The organism is Okeania sp. SIO2C9 (genome assembly GCF_010672455.1).
Classification (GTDB): Bacteria; Cyanobacteriota; Cyanobacteriia; order Cyanobacteriales; family Microcoleaceae; genus Okeania.
In genome coordinates this window covers 126,999-147,890 of sequence record NZ_JAAHGO010000004.1, presented here as the reverse complement: position 1 = coordinate 147,890, position 20,892 = coordinate 126,999, and the positions used below count along the sequence as shown (strand labels likewise).

The window sequence follows — 20,892 nt, the reverse complement described above, 5'->3', positions numbered from 1 at the left end:
TTGTCCTTATCTTATCGGTATTTTTATTTAAATTGGTGTACTTTGCTTTCAGTACATAATAATTTAAGACGTTTATATCATTAATATCTTGTTCCAGCAACTGTAGGGGCGAATGGCATCCGCCCTAGCTAATACCATTCATTTCTCAAAAACTTTTCAACCCGTATCTTGAGCAGGGAAGTGGGTAGGGACGTTGCATGCAACGTCCGTACAGGGAGTGGGGGAGAAATAAAATTTAATATTATTTTTATTGCCGTTGTGTTAGTTATTTATATATTATAAAATTCACAAATCAAAAAAACTAAGCAGTATAAATACTGGTATCAAGAGGTTGTAGTCATAACAATTAATAGCGAATTAGCTTCTCTGAATATCGCTAATTTATTTGATGCAGCCTTTAAACCCAGTCTTTCGCACGCAAGTTATACAAAATTTACTATCCAATTGGTTAAGAAAAATCCTCAGAGAAAAACAGATTAACAAATATTTACCATGAACTTTTTAAACCAAAATCACAACCATGAAATTTTCTGTAAAAAGTTTACAAATAATAACTATTATGTAAGTATTTGGCCACCTGGTATGGGAATGTTAGTAATTATTGACCCTACGGTAGAAAATTATCAAATGTTAGCATCGGGGGTTTTGCCAGGAGCAAAAGTTGTCATTTTGAACTCGGAAGAAGATGAGGTCAGGCAAATAACTAGAGCTATTTTGGATTATCCAGTTAATAGTCTGCATATTATTTGTCATGGTTCCCCCGGTAGTTTGCATTTGGGTAACATCAAGTTCAGCTTCTCCAACCTAGGCGAATATGGAGCAGAGTTTAAAAGATGGGGGGAGGTCATTAGAACTGGTGGGATATTGTTGTATGGTTGCGAGGTAGCTGCGGGAGATATTGGGAAAGCTTTTGTGGGAAGGTTCCATGAGTTGAGTGGGGTAGGTGTTGCTGGTGCAGTAGGTCCTGTGGGTAATGCAGAATTAGGTGGTAGTTGGGAACTTGGGGTTAAAGTTGGGGAAGTTGGGGATAATTTGGCGTTTGGAGAAGAGGTGTTGGTAAGTTATCCGGGAGTTTTGCCAGAAGATTTGCTCTTTGCTTCTCAAATTGAACCTGTCAACACCGCACCAACAGCTAACAATAGTAGTATTCGCATAGACGAAGACAGTACCTACAACTTTAGTATCACTGATTTTGATTATACAGACTCCGATGGTGACCCTTTAACCGAAATCGAAATCGTGAATTTACCTGAACAAGGGGAACTATTATTGGCAGGTTCACCATTAACTCCTGGTCAAACTATCAGCGCTACCCAAGTAGGAACTCTCAGCTATCGTCCAGAAATTCACGAAAATGGCGACAACTACACCACATTCCCAGTTATTTTTAACGATGGTACAGAAAGTAGCAATCAAGTAACAATCACCATCAACGTCAATTCAGTTAATGATCCTCCCGTAAGTACAGATGATAATATTCGCTTTGAAGCAAATATCACTGGACAATTCCAATTCCAAGAAAGCAACTTTCCTATCGTAGATGTAGATGGAGACAACCTAGCAAGTATTACGATCGCCCAAGAACCAAATTTAGGCAGTCTTACTCTCAACGATGAACCAGTCACTAACCCCATCCCCGTTAGTGACATCGACCAACTGGTATATAGTATAGAACCAACTCCTGCAGGCAATAACATCGATGAATTCACATTTACAGTTAATGACGGTCAAGCTGATAGTGTAGAATACACAATTAATATTAATGTCGGGGAAAGAAGTACAGATACACCCCCAACTGCAGCAGATGCTGAGATTACAATAGAAGAAGATACTACCTTTCAATTTAATACATCAATTTTCAACTTTCGAGATGAAGATGGTGACTTTTTCAGCAACTTCAACATAACCAGAACTCCAGAATTAGGACGACAGGAAACATTCACAAACGAGGGTGTTCTTGAAGACATTTTCTACACCCCCAACCATAATGAGTTCGGCAATAATTACACCAACCTAGAATTCCGGGTCACTGACAGTGGTGGACTCAACAGTCAAGAAACATACACTCTCAACATCAATGTCACTCCAGTTAACGATAACCCAGTATTCACGAGTGGAGCGCCAACAACAGCTACAGTAGGTCAACTATACACTTACCAAATTACTGCCAATGATGTAGACGAAGACCAGATAAATATTAGCTCCAGTAACATACCTGGTTGGTTAGAATTTAATGACAATGGAAATGGTACAGCTACATTAACAGGTACACCTACAGATCAAGATATAGGTAACAGCGATATTGAACTTACAGTTAGCGACCCCAGTGACACTACAGATACGCAGATTTTCAGCCTACAAGTCACTGGTTCCCAAGAACCTACAAACCTGCAAATTAGTGGTACAAAATTCAACGACATCAACAACAACGGTGTTTTAGATTTTAATAGTATTTTAGGCTTTGGCGAACCTGGTTTGACAGGAGTTACTATCTACATCGATATTAATGATAATCAAGTTTTAGACAACGATGAACCGACAGTAGTAACAGATAGTGAAGGGTCATACTTGTTTGAAAACATCAGCTTAGACCTTGGTACATATAGTATTAGAGATATTCCACCTGTTGGTTTCACTCAAACTGTTGCAGCTCCTACTATTACGGTTAACTCTGGATCTACCACTTTTACAAATATAGATATTGCTAATATTGCCGATATTGCCCAGAGTGGCAGTATTAGTGGTACAAAATTCAACGACCTCAATGGTGATGGTTTCTTCGATCCAGGTGAACCCCCACTAGAAGGGTTTACTATTTATGTTGATCTTGACAACAGTAATATCCTAGATGCAAATGAACCCAGCGCCATAACAAATACAGATGGCAGCTATATCATTAATAATATCCCCGTAGGAAATTACACAGTTAGGGAAGTACAACAAACAGGTTTTACTCAAACTACACCAGACCCTATTGTTACAGTAGCAGCAGACCAAAATATTTCTAATATTAATTTGGGAAATTTTCAGTCATCAGAGTTAGGCAGTATCAGTGGGGTGAAATTCCAAGATGATAACCAAAGTGGGTTTCAAGACCCAGAAGAATTAGGTTTACCAGGATTCAGAATTTACCTAGACCAGAATAATAATAATATTTTTGAGTTAGACGAACCAAATGCTATAACTAATACAGACGGCAGCTATATCATTAATAATATCCCCGTAGGAAATTACACAGTTAGGGAAGTACAACAAACAGGTTTCACTCAAACTACACCAGACCCTATTGTTACAGTAGCAGCAGACCAAAATATCTCTAATATCAATTTGGGAAATTTTCAGTCATCAGAGTTAGGCAGTATCAGTGGGGTAAAATTCCAAGATGATAACCAAAGTGGGTTTCAAGACCCAGAAGAATTAGGTTTACCAGGATTCAGAATTTACCTAGACCAGAATAATAATAATATTTTTGAGTTAGACGAACCAAATGCTATAACTAATACAGACGGCAGCTATATCATTAATAATATCCCCGTAGGAAATTACACAGTTAGGGAAGTACAACAAACAGGTTTCACTCAAACTACACCAGACCCTATTGTTACAGTAGCAGCAGACCAAAATATCTCTAATATCAATTTGGGAAATTTTCAACAGTCTCCTGTTGGTGCTTTTATTGTTAACAGCATAGGGGATGAAGGAGATGCTGACTTAAATGATGGAGTTCCCCTAACAGCAACGGGTGTAGTTACGCTCAGGTCTGCTATCGAACAAGCGAACTTCTCACCGGGTGAGAATATAATAGACTTCGACCCGAATTTATTATTTGGTCAAACAATTACTCTAAATACTCAATTAGATATTACTAGCGATATTATTATTAATGGGTTAGGAGCAAATAATCTTACTATTAGCGGTAATAATGCTAGTCGTGTTTTCAATATTCAAGCACCTCAACCACCAATAATTGACGCTCCAATTTTGAATGCCTTGCAATTAGATACTGTATCGCCAACAGTTAATATTAGCGGTCTAACTATTACTGATGGAGTAGTTGGTAACGAAGGTGGAGGAGGTATCAGAAATATTGAAGGGAATGTGACATTAGCAAATAGTACAGTCACAGGTAATACAGCTCTTTCAGGAGGTGGAGTCTATACTCAAGGTGGCACTTTAACGATCGCCAATAGTCTCATTTCCAATAACACTGCTAGTTTTGGAGCTGGTATCATTAATGATAATACTTTCGCTCCTGATGCTTATGGCAATTCTATTTTAGTTAATACAGGTGTCCTAGAAGTAAATAACACTACCATCAGTAATAACATAGCTACAAATGCTGAACTAAGTGGTGGTGGTATTGATAACGATGGTATTGCTACAGTTACTAATAGTACTATTTCTGGAAATACTTCCGGTTTTGATGGAGGCGGTATCGATAATGATGGTACAGCTACAGTTAATAATAGTACTATTTCTGAAAATGTTGCTAGTCGTTTTGGTGGCGGTATCAATAATGATGGTACGGTTACAGTGACTGACAGTACTATTTCTGGCAACAGTGCAAATGCTAGTGGTGGTGGTATTGCTAATGATGGTACGGTTACAGTGACTGACAGTACTATTTCTGGCAACAGTGCAAATGCTAGTGGTGGTGGTATTTATAATAATGGTCGTAATACTTTCTATGATGGGATTAACTTTGTTGGAGCTACTGCCACAATTACTAACAGTACTATTACTCAAAATATTGCTGACAATGACCGCGATAATATTGGCAATGGTGGTGGAATTGCTAATAGTGGGACTGCTAATGTTAGCAACAGTATTATTGCTGGAAATTTTGATGCTTCATCAACAATTATTCTGTCGGATGTTTCAGAGAATTTAAACGACACTTTAGTAGGAGTTTTTAATAGCAATGATTCTAACCTAGTTGGCGATATTATTGGCAGTAGCGGTTTTGCTCCTAGTGAAGTATTGCAGGTTCCAGTGAGTTCTGTACTCGAGCCAAATTTAGGAAATAATGGTGGTTTGACGTTAACCCATGCTTTAATTCAGGATATTAATAACCCTGCCATTGATGGGGGAAATAATGCTAATATTCTGCCTGGAGTACAATTTGACCAACGTGGTAATGGTTTTCCCCGGACTCTTGATGGTGATGGAGATGGTATAGCAGTTGTTGATGTTGGTGCGTTTGAAGCATCTCAGATAGAAACAGAACTATTGGTCAATATTAGCGGTACAAAATTCAACGACCTCGACAATGATGGCAACTTAGATATTGGTGAACCGAGTTTACCAGGAGTTACTGTCTATATTGATATCAATAATAATAATTTTCCCGACAACGATGAACCGACAGCAGTAACAGATGCTTTTGGTTTCTATTCCTTTAATAATATTAGTCTACTCCCAGATACATATAATATTAGGGATATTCCACCTCCTGATTTTATTCAAGCTGCTCCAATTCCTACTATTACGGTTGATGTTGCATCTACCAATTTTCCAAATTTTAATATTGCTAATATTGAGGTTAGTTCCTTCATCGTTAATGATACGAGGGATGCAGGAGACCTTATTCCCGGAAATGGAATAGTTGAAACTGCTCTTGGGGATAATATAGTTACATTGAGAGCAGCAATTGAAGAAGCTAATGCTTTCCCTGGTGAAAATACAATTGAATTTGAGTCTAATTTATCCGGTGAAACAATTACTCTGTCAAATGCTGAACTAGATATTACTAGCAATATTATTATTAATGGTCTAGGAGCAAATAATCTGACTATTAGCGGTAATAATGACAGTCGTGTTTTTGATATTCAAGAATCAACAGTTACTATTAATGATTTAGCGATCGCTGATGGATTTGTTTTTGGCGAGGAAGAAGGAGGAGGTATCAGAAATATTGGTGGTATTGTCACGATAAATAATAGTACCATCAGGAATAGTCAAGGATTTAATGGTGGTGGTATTTCTAACAGGGACGGTTTACTCACAGTCAACAATAGCACCGTATCTGGTAATAACAGTAGTGGTAATGGTGGTGCTATATCTAGTCAAGGTGGTGCTGATGGCGAACTGACAGTTAATAATAGTACAATTTCGGGCAATACAAGTATTGGTTTAGGTGGAGGAATATATATAAATACTCCAGCATCAATTAGCGATATTGTTAGCAACACAATTGTTTTAAATACAGCTAGCGACGGTGGTGGTCTGTTTATAGCAGGTGGTGCTACTCGAATTGAGCAAAGTATTATTGTGGGGAATAATAGCAATAATGTATCAGGAAGTTTTTTGGGCATTGAGAATGTTATAGATGTTCCCATCGAGTCTGTAGTAGAAACTGCTCTACAAAATAATGGTGGTCCGACGGAAACCCATAACTTAATTCCTGGTAGTCCTGCTATTGATGCTGCTCCGAGTAATACTTTCGATTTGGATCAGAGAGGAATTGGGCGACCTATTGATGGAAATGGAGATGGTACAGCTATTGCAGATATTGGTGCAGTTGAAACATCTCAAATAATACCTGTAGGTAGCATCAGTGGGATAAAATTCAACGACCTCGAGAGTGATGGGGTTTTTGATGCAGGGGAACCAGGGTTAGCGGGTGTAACAATTTACCTAGACCTAGACGAAAACGGAGAATTTGACCTAGACGAACCATTTCAAATTACAGATAATTTAGGGAATTATAGTTTCAGTAACCTCAACCCTGATAGATACACTGTTCGGGAAGTTGTACCAGAAGGTTTCAGACCGACTCTTGCTCCAGAAACACCAATTACTATTACTGCTGCTGGGGAAAATTTCACCAATATTAATTTCGGCAACACTACCAATATTGCCGGAATTTCTATTACTCAAACAGATGGCAGTACTGATGTTGGAGAGGAAGGAACTACGAGTGATACTTATGAAATTGCTCTTAATAGTATTCCTACCGATCCAGTTAATATTACAATTACTTCAGATGGTCAGACAGTTATCAGTGATGCTGACGAAACACTAAGCAATACAATTAATCTTACATTTAATGACTTAACTCCTCAAACCGTTACTGTTACAGCAGTAGATGATGATGAAGTAGTAGATGATGAAATAGAAGATCCTGACATTAGCAATATTACCCATACTATTAGCAGTGATGACCAAAGCTATAATGGCGCAAATGTACCATTTACTATAGATGATATTCCTAGTGATAATATACTCCCTGTCAATATTATTGATAGCGAAATTGAAAATTTAGCTCCAGACGCTGTAGATGATACAGCTCTCACTACAGTTAATAACCAGATAAATATAGATGTCCTAGATAACGATACAGACCCCGAACTCGACCAGCTTAATATTATTGATTTTAATGAAAACTCTACAGCAGGTGGTACAGTTACTCTCAGTACCGATGAAAATGGAAATTCCACCTTATTATATACTCCTCCCGACGGGTTCATAGGTGAAGACACATTTACCTATACTATTAGCGACGGTAATAATAACACAGACATCGCCACCGTTACTATTAATGTCCTCTCACCAGAAGAACAGCGTCCAATAGCTAACTCTGATACTGCCACGACAACTCAAGGTAACCCTGTAACTATTAATGTTCTCGAAAATGACATTGACCCCCAAGGTAGTCCGGTAGAAATTTTGGCAACAACCGACCCCAACAATGGAGCGATCGCTAATAACAACAATGGTACAATTACCTACACGCCATTACCAGAAGCGATCGGTGAAGACACATTTACCTACACTATTATTGACCCCGAAGAAAATATTTCCGAACCTGCCACTGTTACCGTTACAGTTGACTCCCTCCCTCCAGGTAGTATCAGCGGTACAGTATTTGACGACCTAAATGATAATGATATTCTCGACCCTGGGGAAACTGGACTCAATAATGTTACTGTAACTCTCAGTGACATTGAGAACGATATTCCGATCCAACAAACAACTGTTACCGACTCATCAGGTATTTACAACTTTTCCAATTTACCAGCAAATATTGAATATACTCTCACAGCAATTCGTTCTCCCGACCTACCTTTTCAAGAGTTTCCATTTCCTGTAACTATTCCTGCTGGTGAAAGTGTTAGTAATATTAACTTTGCCTACGATGTACCAAACCAAATAATTCCAAGTGCAGAAAATGACACAGCTTCTACTACTGCAAATATTCCCATAACTATAGATGTCTTAGAGAACGATACAGGAGAATCTCTCAATATTATTGTGGTAGATAATTTAACCACCGCAGGAAATAACGCCACTATTAACAATAACCAAATTATCTACACCCCATTACCAGGTTTCAGTGGAACAGATACTTTCACTTATCAAATTTCAGATGGCAATAATAATACTCCCAACTCTAGCGCTACAGTTACCATAACAGTAACACCAAACCAAATAATTCCAAGTGCAGAAAATGACACAGCTTCTACTACTGCAAATATTCCCATAACTATAGATGTCTTAGAGAACGATACAGGAGAATCTCTCAATATTATTGTGGTAGATAATTTAACCACCGCAGGAAATAACGCCACTATTAACAATAACCAAATTATCTACACCCCATTACCAGGTTTCAGTGGAACAGATACTTTCACTTATCAAATTTCAGATGGCAATAATAATACTCCCAACTCTAGCGCTACAGTTACCATAACAGTAACACCAAACCAAATAATTCCAAGTGCAGAAAATGACACAGCTTCTACTACTGCAAATATTCCCATAACTATAGATGTCTTAGAGAACGATACAGGAGAATCTCTCAATATTATTGTGGTAGATAATTTAACCACCGCAGGAAATAACGCCACTATTAACAATAACCAAATTATCTACACCCCATTACCAGGGTTCAGCGGAACAGATACTTTCACTTATCAAATTTCAGATGGCAATAATAATACTCCCAACTCTAGCGCTACAGTTAATGTGACTGTAGACTCCCCACCTTCCGGCAGTATTAGTGGAATTACATTTAACGACACTAACCAAAATGGTTTTCTCGAACCAGGAGAAACAGCATTAGCAAATGTCACAGTTTTTATAGATACCAATCAAAATGGCATTCCTGACCCCAACGAACAAACAGCAGTTACAAACCAGTCTGGTATCTACACTTTATCTAACTTATTACCAAATACTTATACCGTCAGAACAATTACTCCTCAAACTGATGCTACTCTCACAACTCAAGAGTTTTCTGTCACCCTATCTTCTGGAGAAAACCTCAATAATATTGACTTTGGTTATAGCATTGCCAACCCAGGTACTCTCCAATTTAGCAACCCCACTTTTAGCGTTACAGAAAATGAACCCACTGCTACAGTGACAGTAATTCGTACTGCTGGAAATGATGGAGTAGTTAGTGCCAATATTAACCTTTCCAATGGTACAGCTATTCAAGATATTGATTATGGCAACCCTGTTCCTGAAACTATTTTCTTTGCAGATGAGCAAACCCAACAAACTATTAATATTCCTATTGTGAATGACAACTCAGTCGAAAATACGGAAACTGTCAATTTAAGTTTAAGTAACGCTACAGGTGGGGCAACTGTTGGTCAACCTGCTACTTTAGAAATTATTGATGATGATGAAATTATATCCCCACCACCTCCACCTTTTACTACTAGGGTTTTGGGTTTTGATGGTGAATTTAACAATTTTGATTTTGTGAGGTCTGTTCAAGTTAATCCCCCTCAAGGTCCTGCGAACCTGCGATTTTCTGCTAATACTGTAGCTTTAGTAAGTAGGAATCAAGGAGGACAAGGAAGATTTGATGGTACTACTAACAATGATACTGTTATTGCCTACGATATACCAGACCGACAATTCGGGTTTGAGTTAGATGCTATTGTCATTGATTTAGCTGAAGTTATCGAGCGGATAGGTGAAATTGAGTTTGGTAATTTTTCGTTGGACTATGCTTCTCCTAACAGAAGTCACAATGTGAGGTTTTTCAATGAAAGTCGTCAAGATATTGGCCAAGGAGCAACTTTAAGTCGGACTATTCCGGTTCCTGGCCAACCAAATAATTTTACTAACTTTAGCCGTCAAGGTATTTCAATTCCAGAGAATACGCAGTTTATTGCCATTGGCAGTGAATCTACGGAAATTGGTATTGATAATTTGCAGTTTACATTACAACCAAAGGGAGACAGTGACCGCTCCTTTAGTCAAATAAGTCCAGCATCTATGCCTGAAACTCAGTTAGTTGGGGACATTACTAGCATTGATAGTTTACTAGATAGTATGTTTTTTGCTTCAGCTATCTAGTGGTCAAGAGGGAATTAACGGATGGACTTGAATAAGGAGTCAGGAGTCAGGAGTCAGGAGTCAGGAGTTAGGAGAAAAGAAGAAAGAGGAGGAGAAGGAGAAAGTTTTTTGATCACTAATTATCCGGACATGATATAATCCTATGTTCCCTAGCATCGGTATTGTATAGCAAAGTTCAATAATGAATAATTAATAATGAATAATTAATAATTACCTCTCCTTGAAAAGAAGAGGATTGACAAAGAGATGAAAATTTTTATTTATTATCCCCTTATATAGAATCCGGGTAATTAGTTATCGTATTACTGAGGATTAATGAGTAATGAGTAATGAGTAATGAGTAATATAGTATCCGGATAATTAGTTATTGTATGATCAGAGGAGTCAGTCCTCAGTCCTCAGGAGTCAGCAGGAAGAAAGGATGAGAGTTGGAATTATCTGTGGATATTCCGGCATTTTATGTCTGCATTGAATGGAAGTAGAAAGTGCGATAACTGTATAACCTGATTTTATATTAAATATTGAAGTGTGGATAGAATTATAAGCATATATTATATAACCGGATTCTATATTAAAAGGGGAGGCGCATACCCACAATTTTTCGGTAAGGAAGAAGGAACAGGGAGCAGGGAACAGGGAACAGAGAGAAAGGCTATTGAGCAAGAAAAAAACCTAAATTTTCTGTAGATATTCACCCTTGGGTTTACACAAACGATTGGCTTCGGACATGATATAATATCATGTTCGGACGGGTCAGTTATAAATAAAATTTAAGGACTGACGGTACCAAAGAAATACTGAAATTATCAATACTATTCTCCAATATTTCCTATTTTTCTCCTTTTTTTCCTCCTGACTCCTGACTTACCCTCCTGGGAGGGGGAGGGGCGAGGGGTGGGTTGACTCCTGAGGACTCACAAAATTTATTTATAAGTATTCAACCGTTAGCGTAGCTCCCCCGGAGGGGGAACATGATATAACACCTACCACCTACAGCGGTTTTCATTTGGGTAGACCACAGTAGGGACGTTCCATGGAACGTCCCTACAAAGTTTGATGTGTGAAGATGTGGTTCATCAAGAGCGAAAAGCGCTGTAAGAACTTTATTATCGTTATGTTTACATAAGTTATTTAAGTATTGCCTATCTCTAAATGGTCGATATATAATTAAATTTTAATAGTAGTATAAGCAATTTGTCTTAGTTGGTTCTACAGAGAAAACTTAGGAAATATGTCTACTGTCAAAATACGACTAAGGATTCATCATCAAGACCAGCTAATACCGAGGTTGATTTTTTTATGCTCTAAATTCACATTGGCGATCGCTATTGCAGTGTTAACTTTTGTATCTAATAGATGAAGCTATTGGGACTTTGATATTTTTTCTGATGAAAATAGCCAGTCAATCAGATAATTATAGATTTTATAGATTTTTGTAGATTTCTGGGAAGGGTAAATAGAAAAATACCTCAATACCTAAAAAATAGCTTAAACCTAGATATATCAGGAAAGAGGTTAAGAGGCTATCTTTATAATAAACCCCCTATCTTAAAATTCTGCATAACCTTTCCAGTGTGATAATTAATCAAGTAGTATACAACCGAAAAATTGTCAGTATTCTCCAGGAGAAACTACTATCATGTAATCGAAAGGATTTTGTGCTAAAGTCCCTTGATTGTAACTGAGATTTTTTTAGTACTTATTAAGGTGAGGTATTGATATATGCGTTATTGGATAAACTATCTAGGAGTTATCGCTACTACTTTAGCCTTAAGTTTCCCTAGCTTTGAGGGGTTACTTCAAGGACAAAAGTGGAAAATTTCACCTGTATTTGCTCAAGATATTTCTTATAGCAGCTCTAATAATCAATCTGAAATAGGTAGGTTGTTAAAAGAGGGAGAGAAACATTATCAAAACTATCGATACGAACAAGCATTAGAAAAATTTCAGCAGGTATTAAAACTACGACGAGACAAAGGGGATTTACTTGCAGAAAGTCGTGCTTTATTCTATGTAGGAGTAATGTACGAAAAACTAGGCAAAGGTGAGAAAGCTTTAGATTATTATTGGGAAGTTATAGGAGTAGCTGAAGAAGTTGGAAATCCCAATACAGCTACAATTATTCAGAAATATTTATGTAGAACACCAGGAGGAAGAACATATCTCAACAAAGATGGATTTAATGCTCTTCAATACTGTAAAGGATGGGATAAAGAGGAAGAAGACTCTGGCAGCGTAACTCTTTTATTCGATGAAGATGGCAAAAAAGAATCAGAATAACTTAAATAGACTTGTCAATTAATTAATATCAAACGTTGATTATATCATGTCCGGTTGAATACTTATAAATAAACGACTAATTCCTCAGGAGTCAGGAGAGAATAAACAAGAAAGAAGAAACAAGAAAGAGGAGGAAAAGGAGAAAGTTTTTTTGAACGCTAATTATCCGGACATGATCTTATTTGGTAATTGTTAAAGCTGAAAAAAATAAAAAATAAAAAAAATGTTAAAAAGTAGTGGAAGGAGAGTAATTAAAAGACTCATAAATTTTTTTCTAGTCTGCTGCTTAAGTTTAACTTTTTACTTATGCTACGAAACAGTATTTCCTCAAGTATTAAATGCTGATCAACCTCAAAATCAGCTAATATCTCAAACTCCACAACAAACTGAAGCAGAAGAACTTTATCAACAAGGTCAACAGCTCTACAATGATGGTCAATATCAAGCAGCTTTAGAAACTTATCAAAAAGCTTTAGAAATATTCCAATTATTATACAGATTATCAGATAATTCTACTCAATCTCTATTTCTAAAAATAAGTGAAACCCTTCACAGTATTGGAGCCACTTATCAAAAACTAACTGACTATCCCCAAGCATTAGATTATCATCAACAAGCATTAAAAATACGTCGTGAAATTAATGACAAACAAGGTATTGGTAGTAATCTAAATAGTATTGGTGCTATTTATTTTCTCCAGGGAAATTATGACCAAGCTTTAAATTACTTGGAGCAAGCTTTAGCAATACGTCAAGAATTAGGAGATTTAGTTAGAGTTGGAGGAACTCAGAATAATATAGCAGCAATTTATCAAAATCAAGCTCAGTATTTTCCAGCATTAAAATATTATCAACAAGCTCTACAAACATTCCAGGAATTAGAAAATTTTCAAGGTGAGGCAGCAGTTACTAACAACATCGGCTTAATTTATCAGGAATTAGGTCAGTATGAAAAATCCTTAGAGTGGTATCAAAATGCTCTAGAAATTTATCAAGCAAATAACAACAAAAATGGCGAGGGAAATACAATAAATAATATTGGGCTTACCTATAAATTGCAAAAAAAATATGCTCAAGCATTAATATATTATCAACAAGCTTTAACAGTTAGAGAACAAATAAATGACAAAGCAGGAATAGGGCAAAGCCTGAATAATATCGGCTTAGTTTATGACCAAAAAGACGAATACCAAAAAGCATTAGAATATTTGCACCAAGCATTAACAATTTTCCAGGAAATAGGTAATAAAACAGAACAAGGACGTATCCTAGATAGTCTCGGAACAGTTTATAAAAGCCTCAAAGAATATACCCGAGCAGAAGACTACTATCGCCAAGCTTTAACTATTCAAAGAAATGTAGGCAATCGCGCTAGTGAAAGAATAACTTTAAGTAATATAGGAGATTTATTAGCTGCAGAAAAACAGCCAGAAGTAGCAATTATTTTATATAAAAGCTCTGTAAATGTCACAGAAGCAATTCGGCAAGATTTACAAAATTTTCCTCTGGATAAACGGCAATCTTATGCCGAAAAAATTGCTGATACTTATCGTCGTTTAGCAGATTTATTATTACAGCAAAACAGAGTCACAGAAGCTCAACAGGTTTTAGATTTATTGAAAGTTCAAGAACTAGAAAATTACCTCAACAATGTAGAAGATAATGAACAAACTTCTATGGGAATAGAATTATTACCTCAAGAACAAGAAATATTAGATAACTATACCACTATCCAAGATAAAGCAGTACAGGTGAACAAAGAACTCACAGATTTACAGAATATATCACTCAAGGATAGATCGAAAGCTCAACAACAACGTATTAATGATTTAGAAGCAGAACAACAGCAAATAGAAACAGAATTTCAGAACTTTATTTCCAACAAAAATATCGTCAATATCATACAGGAATTAAAACAAAAAACTGATGGAGAAAGTATAGATATTACGAATCTAAATAGATTGCAAAATATCCTCAAAATCAAGAAAAATGCTGTATTACTTTATCCCTTAATTTTAGATGATAGGATAGAATTAGTTTTAGTAAAAAGTCAAGGATTGCCAATACATCGTTCAGTTCCAATTAACAAAAAACAGTTAAAAAATGCAATTATTGGCTTGAGAGGAGCTTTGACATACCCGAGAAAAATAACTAGCAATGAGATAGCACAAACAGCAGGTCAACAGTTATACAAATGGTTAATAGAACCTTTAGAAACAGAGCTATTTTTAGCACAAACTAAAACTATTATTTATGCTCCTGATGGTTTATTACGTTATATTCCAATAGCAGCTTTATACGATGGAAAAAAATGGTTAATAGAAAGGTTTAACATCAACAATATTACAGCAGCAAGTTTGACTAATTTCAACAGTAAACCTCTAGGTAAACTCCGAGTATTAGCAGCAGCTTTTAGTAAAGGAAACTATAAATTTATTGTGGGTTCTAGAGAATTTAGATTCTCAGGATTAAAATTTGCAGGAGAAGAAGTAGAGACCTTAGCCAAGATGATTCCTAACACTACAAAACTACTGAATGAAGCCTTCAATTGGAATGAAATTATTTCACGGGTTAATAAGTACAATATTCTACATTTTGCCACCCATGCAGATTTTGTCAATGGGCAACCAGAAGATTCTTTTATTTTATTTGGTGATGGCAGTCGTTTAACTTTGCGGGACATTACAAACTTATCCTTACCAAATATTGATTTAGCCGTTTTGAGTGCTTGTCGAACAGGATTAGGCGGTATTTTAAAAGATGGTTCAGAAATATTAGGGTTAGGTTATCAAATGCAACGTGCAGGAGTGAAAACATCTCTGGCAAGTTTGTGGCAAGTTGACGATCTAGGAACCCAAGTGCTGATGATTAATTTTTATCGAGCTTTGAAAATAGGCAATATCACAAAAGCAGAAGCATTGCGAAAAGCACAACTAGCTTTGATAAATGGGAGTATTAATGAAGAAGAGGCAAAAAGGTTGAGACATCCTTATTATTGGGCACCATTTATTTTGATTGGTGATGGGTTGTAGCAGGAGGAAGAAGGAGGAAGGAAGAAGGAAGAAGGAGGAAGGAATATAAAATCCGGTTGAATACTTATCTTATGTTTGGGGGTGGGAAGTGTGGGGAGGGTGCGGAGTGTGGGGAGAAGAGGAGGTCGAGAGATTGAAGGCGAGAAAGTGTGGATAGTATTATAAACATATACTGTATAACCGGATTCTATAGAAGAGGGGAGTTTGGGGAGTGTGGGAGGTGTGATACCAATTTGATAAATGTTTGCTACATTTTCTTGAGTAGGGGAGTATGGGAGAGGTAAAAATAAGAATAATTAACAATAACTAGCTAATAATTATCAAAAAAAATATTCAGTCTTTATTAATTACTTAATAATTGAAGTGTCACCTAAATATAGCATTCTTTTTTCAAATTGGTATAACGCAGGATTTTGGCGATTACGTCGCTGTCGCTCGTAATGATACAATTACGTTACCTTTGCGTAAGTCCTATTAATTAACTGCTCATTATTTCTCAAATTAATTTATTAGTTAATAGCGATGAAAAATGAGCAGTGATTTATATTAATATTGATTGCTAAATAAAACCTTAAACATCGATAGTTTCTAATGTAGCCCAAGTTTGACTACCAACAATTCCATCAACAGTTAAACCATAATACTTTTGAAATTTTTTCACAGATTCTTCGGTTGCTACACCGAATATTCCATCAACTACTAGAGAACCAAATCCAATACCATTTAACCGTCTTTGTAGATATTCTACATCTTCACCTCTACTACCAAAACGCAGAACGGGACGAGAATTTATATCGTTTTCAGAAGCATCAATTGTATCTACTATAGCCCAAGTTTGGGAACCAACAATTCCATCAATAGTTAAACCATTTTCTTTTTGAAAAGCCATGACAGCTGCTTTTGTAAGATTACCAAATACTCCATCAACTACTAAACTATTATCAGCAACAGTTGCATTCAAAACTACTTGTAAATCCTTTACATCTTGACCGGTACTACCAAGACTAACAGTGAGACGAGTGCTGGTAGTTTGAGTTGTATAAGTCATGATTTTCTCCTTGTTTTGTGGATTAATTTAATCGTTGTTTACTTCAACAATTTAAGTATCATTCAATTTCAAGATAAAATCATTGACAGTTACAGACAAAGTCTGTTGTTATTTTTGACAATTAATCATTGCACTTTTCTGTAATACCAAGCGTGATAAATTTTTGCTACAAATAGTTAGGCTATTTCTTAGGAGTCAGGAGTCAGGAGTCAGGAGTTGTATGGGAATAGTTTCAATAGCAGTTTTGAGCTAATAAATTCTATTTTTCTCTTGGTGCGCGTTCCGCAAGCGAGCTGGCGTCGTCGCGGGGTCGCACCGCTTTGTCAAAGGGAGACCTCCTGCATTTGTCTTTTTCTCACGCTTATTATTCGTAACATTCTTTTTTCAAAATGGTATAATACAGAGCTTTTCAGTTGAGTAGACCACTAAATTAATTGTTAGGAGTCAGGAGTCAGGAGTCAGGAGTCAGGAGTTAGGAATTAGGAGTTAGGAGTCAGGAGTTAGGAGTTAGGAGTTAGGAGTTAGGAGTTAGGAGTTAGGAGTTAGTATCATTGTGGTTTATTCATATGAAAACCGCTGTAAATAAAAAAATAATCAAAATCAAACCCCAACTTAATTTTTCATAAGTCAGGGTTACATTTAATAACTACTCATATTACACTTCACATTACAGCGGTTTTCATTTGGGTAGACCACAGTAGGGACGTTCCATGGAACGTCCCTACAAAGTTTGATGTGTGAAGATGTGGTTCATCAATTTGAAAAGCGCTGTAAACGAAGCCTTATCTATTTATGAAATACTCTCCTTTGGAGAAGGCGATCGCTGCTCTAACAAAAAATTATCATGTGGGAGCTTGGAGGTGAAGATTATTAGTCATCAGTAGGTTAGTTATCAGATTCCACTAGGATATTACGATACAGTTTGAGACGGTTGATCCCGTTTTTAAAGTAGGTCACGCCGATGCCAGTAATTACCTTGTGATTATCACTACCGGGATTGAACTCAGATTCATAGCCGCTATCAGGATCTGTTTCGTTTTGCCGATTAAAAGCAGTTGACTGTAAGTTGTTGTCAAGATAATTGTATGTGGAGCTAGCAGGGGTAAGTTCTTGGTAGTGAAGCACCATTCTTATGAAATCATGATTTTTTCCCGTCACCCCAATGCCTGTCAGTACACACCCATCTGGGACTACCCCTATGGTTTCGTAATCGCTCCAGTTAAAAGTAGTAACATCTCCAAACACCTCCCAATTACGCTTACCCGTAGACATATTAAGGTAGCACACAGCAATACGAGTGAACTTACGATTCTTGTCAACCCGACCTCCAAAGCCGACTACTACGCGGCCATCGTCAGACGTGCCTGAGTCTAATTCTAAATTACTTGTATCGCCTTTGCTCCACTCTTCCTGATTGTTAGACTTGGTAGTTAGCTCAGTTGTAATAGGGATTTCACCACTATTAAGAACAGCTTGGATGGCTGCGTCGATTTCATTTTTGCGATCGTCGTCATCGACCACTAACTCCGAAATCCGCTTCAGGGAGTCACCGTTTTCACCGGTAAAGTCCACGAGGACGAAATTACCATCAGAAACCGTTTCAGCCCAAGCCTCATACCCCTGCTCCAAAGTTTCGGGAAGGCCACCGATGCAGGAATATTCAGCACTAGAGTCACTCTTCGATTCCAAAGTGTAGGTCTCGTAATCACCAGAAAATTTTCCCGAGTAGCTGTTATAGCTTGTCTTTACTTTCGATTTTAATTCCGTTAAGTCGCTATGAGTTAATTTTGAGAAGCTTTGACTATAAGACAAACGACCGCCGAAAATAGCCTCGTACAGAAAGTGAGTGCCGTATTTTTCCACTAACTCCTCGGCAGTCATGTCGTAGGTGCTGCCATTAGTCTTGTTGTAGATGTCATTCTTGAAATTCTGATCGAGATTATTCACCGCATAATCGAGATCCAAAATCAACTTGTAGGAGTGGATATAGCTGGACATTTCAGCGTGATAGAAGTAGCTGCTGCTGGTGTGGGATGCGGAAAATTTAGTCGAAACTTCGGCGCTAAACAGACCAGAGGAACCCTTCAGGTTCGCATCAATCGACATGTTGGTATATAAATCTTCAGTACTGTCGGTAATATATTCTACAATACGACCTTCGCCTAACACGACAGGAGTGCCTATGGCATCCTTAGGGTAAGAATATTCCTGACCGTAAATCGTGATTACTGTATCTGCGTCGGGCAAATCAAACAGTGGCTGGGTGATATTAACGGAGTTAGCGCTGGCATAGCGATCGTAGATGTCGTAGGTACAGCCAAGATATTCGTAACCGATTAGTTTGTTAGCCATGTTGTTCTCCAAAATTTTGAATTTTCAAATTGTTGTTTGCTTTCAACAATTTCAGTATCATTCAATTTCAAGGAGAAATCATTGACAGTTACGGACAAACCAGATGGTAACTTCTGACCATTAGTCATTGCACTTTTCGGTAATTGTCCCACCTTCCAAGAGAGTTCGCAAATTACACCTCCCTTGGGTAAAGACTCCCGACGAAATTCTCCTCCCAATCTTTTCGCTAATAAATAGCTGTGCTTTGTACCTTGTTGCTCCTTTCCAGGCTTTAAACCACACCCATTATCCTGTACCTTAAGAATATAATTACCTTCACGTTTTTCCCCCGTAACCACAATTCTAGTTACACCACGAGCGTGTTTACCAACATTACACAAGGCTTCCTCCAACCATAAACACAAGTCGCGTTTCATGTCCAAGGTTAAGGAAAATTGAGTAATAGGCGCAAAATTCCGTACTTTGACTCGAATAGTTTGGAAGCAAGGAAGATTACGTTTAAGGGTTAGGGAATATACTTCGTGAAGTAAATTATGCAAGGGAAGATTTAGGTCGATAGAGGTTCCTTCCCCCAAGCGAAGAAAATTTTCAGAATTAGCAGATTCTAAAGTTTCTGGTGAAATTACTTGCTTGTTAATTGTATTATTTTTATCCGTAAGACTGTGTCCCACTGCGCGAATTTCAGTATTGAGTTCTTTCAAACGTTGTAAAAATTCTGTTTGAGATATCTGCTGGGTTTGCACATCTCTTTGCAGTAATGCTAGGGTTTGCAGTGGTCCATTATGAATTTGGGTAAAAGCTTGCTCCAAAGCATTTTGGCGAATACTCTGCCGTTCTATGATTTGAGCATAGTACTGGAGACGTTCGACATACAAGCTTTTCACCATTGACTGGAGACGATTATGCAAAAAAATCAGTGCAGTTTGCACCCCCATTACTGCTCCGAAGGACATGAGTAAATCTAGTCCTCGTAGGGAGTATAGTTCTTCTGGGTTAAAAATAAAGTAGGTCAAAATAGGTCCAGCAACACCTATCCAGAGCAGTATAGTTGCCTTCAGCAATCGTTGGGGACGCAGGGTTATCAACATAAACGTCATCAACATCAACGATATTGAGGATATCGGTGGTAAATTATCTACAAGACTAATTTTGGATGAGCTAAACGCCGTCAGAGAGTAAAACCAACAAGGCATCACAACAAACATTACACCCTGAAGTATACCCAAATTTATTACTTGTTGCAACCTCTCGGGTTTTGTATAAAGACGTATCAGTAATATTAAAGATGTAATTGCAAATAGAGGAGGATTAATTAGATGAAGCGGGTAGATATTGGGTTGCAATCTATGGACAATAGTGGCAATAGTGGCACTCACAAATGTTAAAATCAAAACAGCTAGAATCACTCGACGCTTTAGCTTACTTTGGGGATATAAAATAGTAGACATAATAGAGTTGTTGGGAAATAACTGAGGTTGGGAAAAACGAATCAGTTTTTGTTTTTCTGAGTCAGTGGGTCGTTGCACTGGCCGTTCTGTGCCATCCATAATTACTCTTTCTACTCCAGGGAAACGCTCTATAAATACTTGGACACAATTAATTTGACGCTCGGGTAGTACTTTTTTTTCTCCCAGGTTTGATTTTTCATGTTTTTGGGTTTCCTTTGTTTGAACTCTATGCTTTAACCATCTCTCTAATTTCAGCGAAAAGTGGTGATAAAATGAGCGAATCCTGGTGATTTTTCTAAACACATAAAGTGAGGCTAAAAGTATTGAAAGAGTGAGCAATTATGCCTCATCATGGTGAAATAGATATGTGATTTTGGTGACGATAGTCACAACAAATTTTTATTTTTTTGGTAACCTTA

The 20,892-nt window shown here is 37.2% G+C and carries 6 protein-coding genes; 3 read left to right on the top strand and 3 right to left on the bottom strand.

The features are described from left to right. Positions 1–492: 492 nt before the first annotated feature. The 3 genes from F6K23_RS04805 (at position 493) to F6K23_RS04795 (ending at position 15,625) form a co-directional block, all read left to right on the top strand. Positions 493–10,314, top strand: a complete 9,822-nt coding sequence (locus F6K23_RS04805) for an Ig-like domain-containing protein (RefSeq protein ID WP_293151331.1) — start codon at positions 493–495, stop codon at positions 10,312–10,314. Positions 10,315–12,036: 1,722 nt separating this feature from the next. Then, entirely contained in the window at positions 12,037–12,594 is a 558-nt protein-coding gene (locus F6K23_RS04800; RefSeq protein WP_293151328.1) for a tol-pal system YbgF family protein, read from the top strand. Between the two features lie 223 nt (positions 12,595–12,817). After that, positions 12,818–15,625 carry a tetratricopeptide repeat protein gene (locus F6K23_RS04795; RefSeq protein ID WP_293151325.1) on the top strand — a complete coding sequence of 936 codons (2,808 nt, stop codon included), beginning with the start codon at positions 12,818–12,820 and terminating at the stop codon, positions 15,623–15,625. Between the two features lie 571 nt (positions 15,626–16,196). Here F6K23_RS04795 and F6K23_RS04790 read toward each other — a convergent pair. From F6K23_RS04790 to F6K23_RS04780, 3 genes are all read right to left on the bottom strand, one after another. Continuing rightward, entirely contained in the window at positions 16,197–16,673 is a 477-nt protein-coding gene (locus tag F6K23_RS04790) for a peptidoglycan-binding protein (protein WP_293151322.1), read from the bottom strand. A gap of 885 nt (positions 16,674–17,558) precedes the next feature. After that, positions 17,559–19,025, bottom strand: a complete 1,467-nt coding sequence (locus F6K23_RS04785; protein ID WP_293151319.1) for an MAC/perforin domain-containing protein — start codon at positions 19,023–19,025, stop codon at positions 17,559–17,561. Continuing rightward, complete coding sequence (locus F6K23_RS04780; RefSeq protein WP_293151316.1) at positions 19,010–20,776, bottom strand: hypothetical protein; 1,767 nt, start codon at positions 20,774–20,776, stop codon at positions 19,010–19,012. The genes F6K23_RS04785 and F6K23_RS04780 overlap by 16 nt, the downstream gene beginning before the upstream one ends. Between the last annotated feature and the right edge of the window lie 116 nt (positions 20,777–20,892).

Coding starts and splice junctions, on each gene's coding strand:
- F6K23_RS04805 (WP_293151331.1), top strand. CDS start 493: ATGAACTTTTTAAACCAAAATCACAACCATGAAATTTTCTGTAAAAAG.
- F6K23_RS04795 (WP_293151325.1), top strand. CDS start 12,818: ATGTTAAAAAGTAGTGGAAGGAGAGTAATTAAAAGACTCATAAATTTT.
- F6K23_RS04790 (WP_293151322.1), bottom strand. CDS start 16,673: ATGACTTATACAACTCAAACTACCAGCACTCGTCTCACTGTTAGTCTT.
- F6K23_RS04785 (WP_293151319.1), bottom strand. CDS start 19,025: ATGGCTAACAAACTAATCGGTTACGAATATCTTGGCTGTACCTACGAC.
- F6K23_RS04800 (WP_293151328.1), top strand. CDS start 12,037: ATGCGTTATTGGATAAACTATCTAGGAGTTATCGCTACTACTTTAGCC.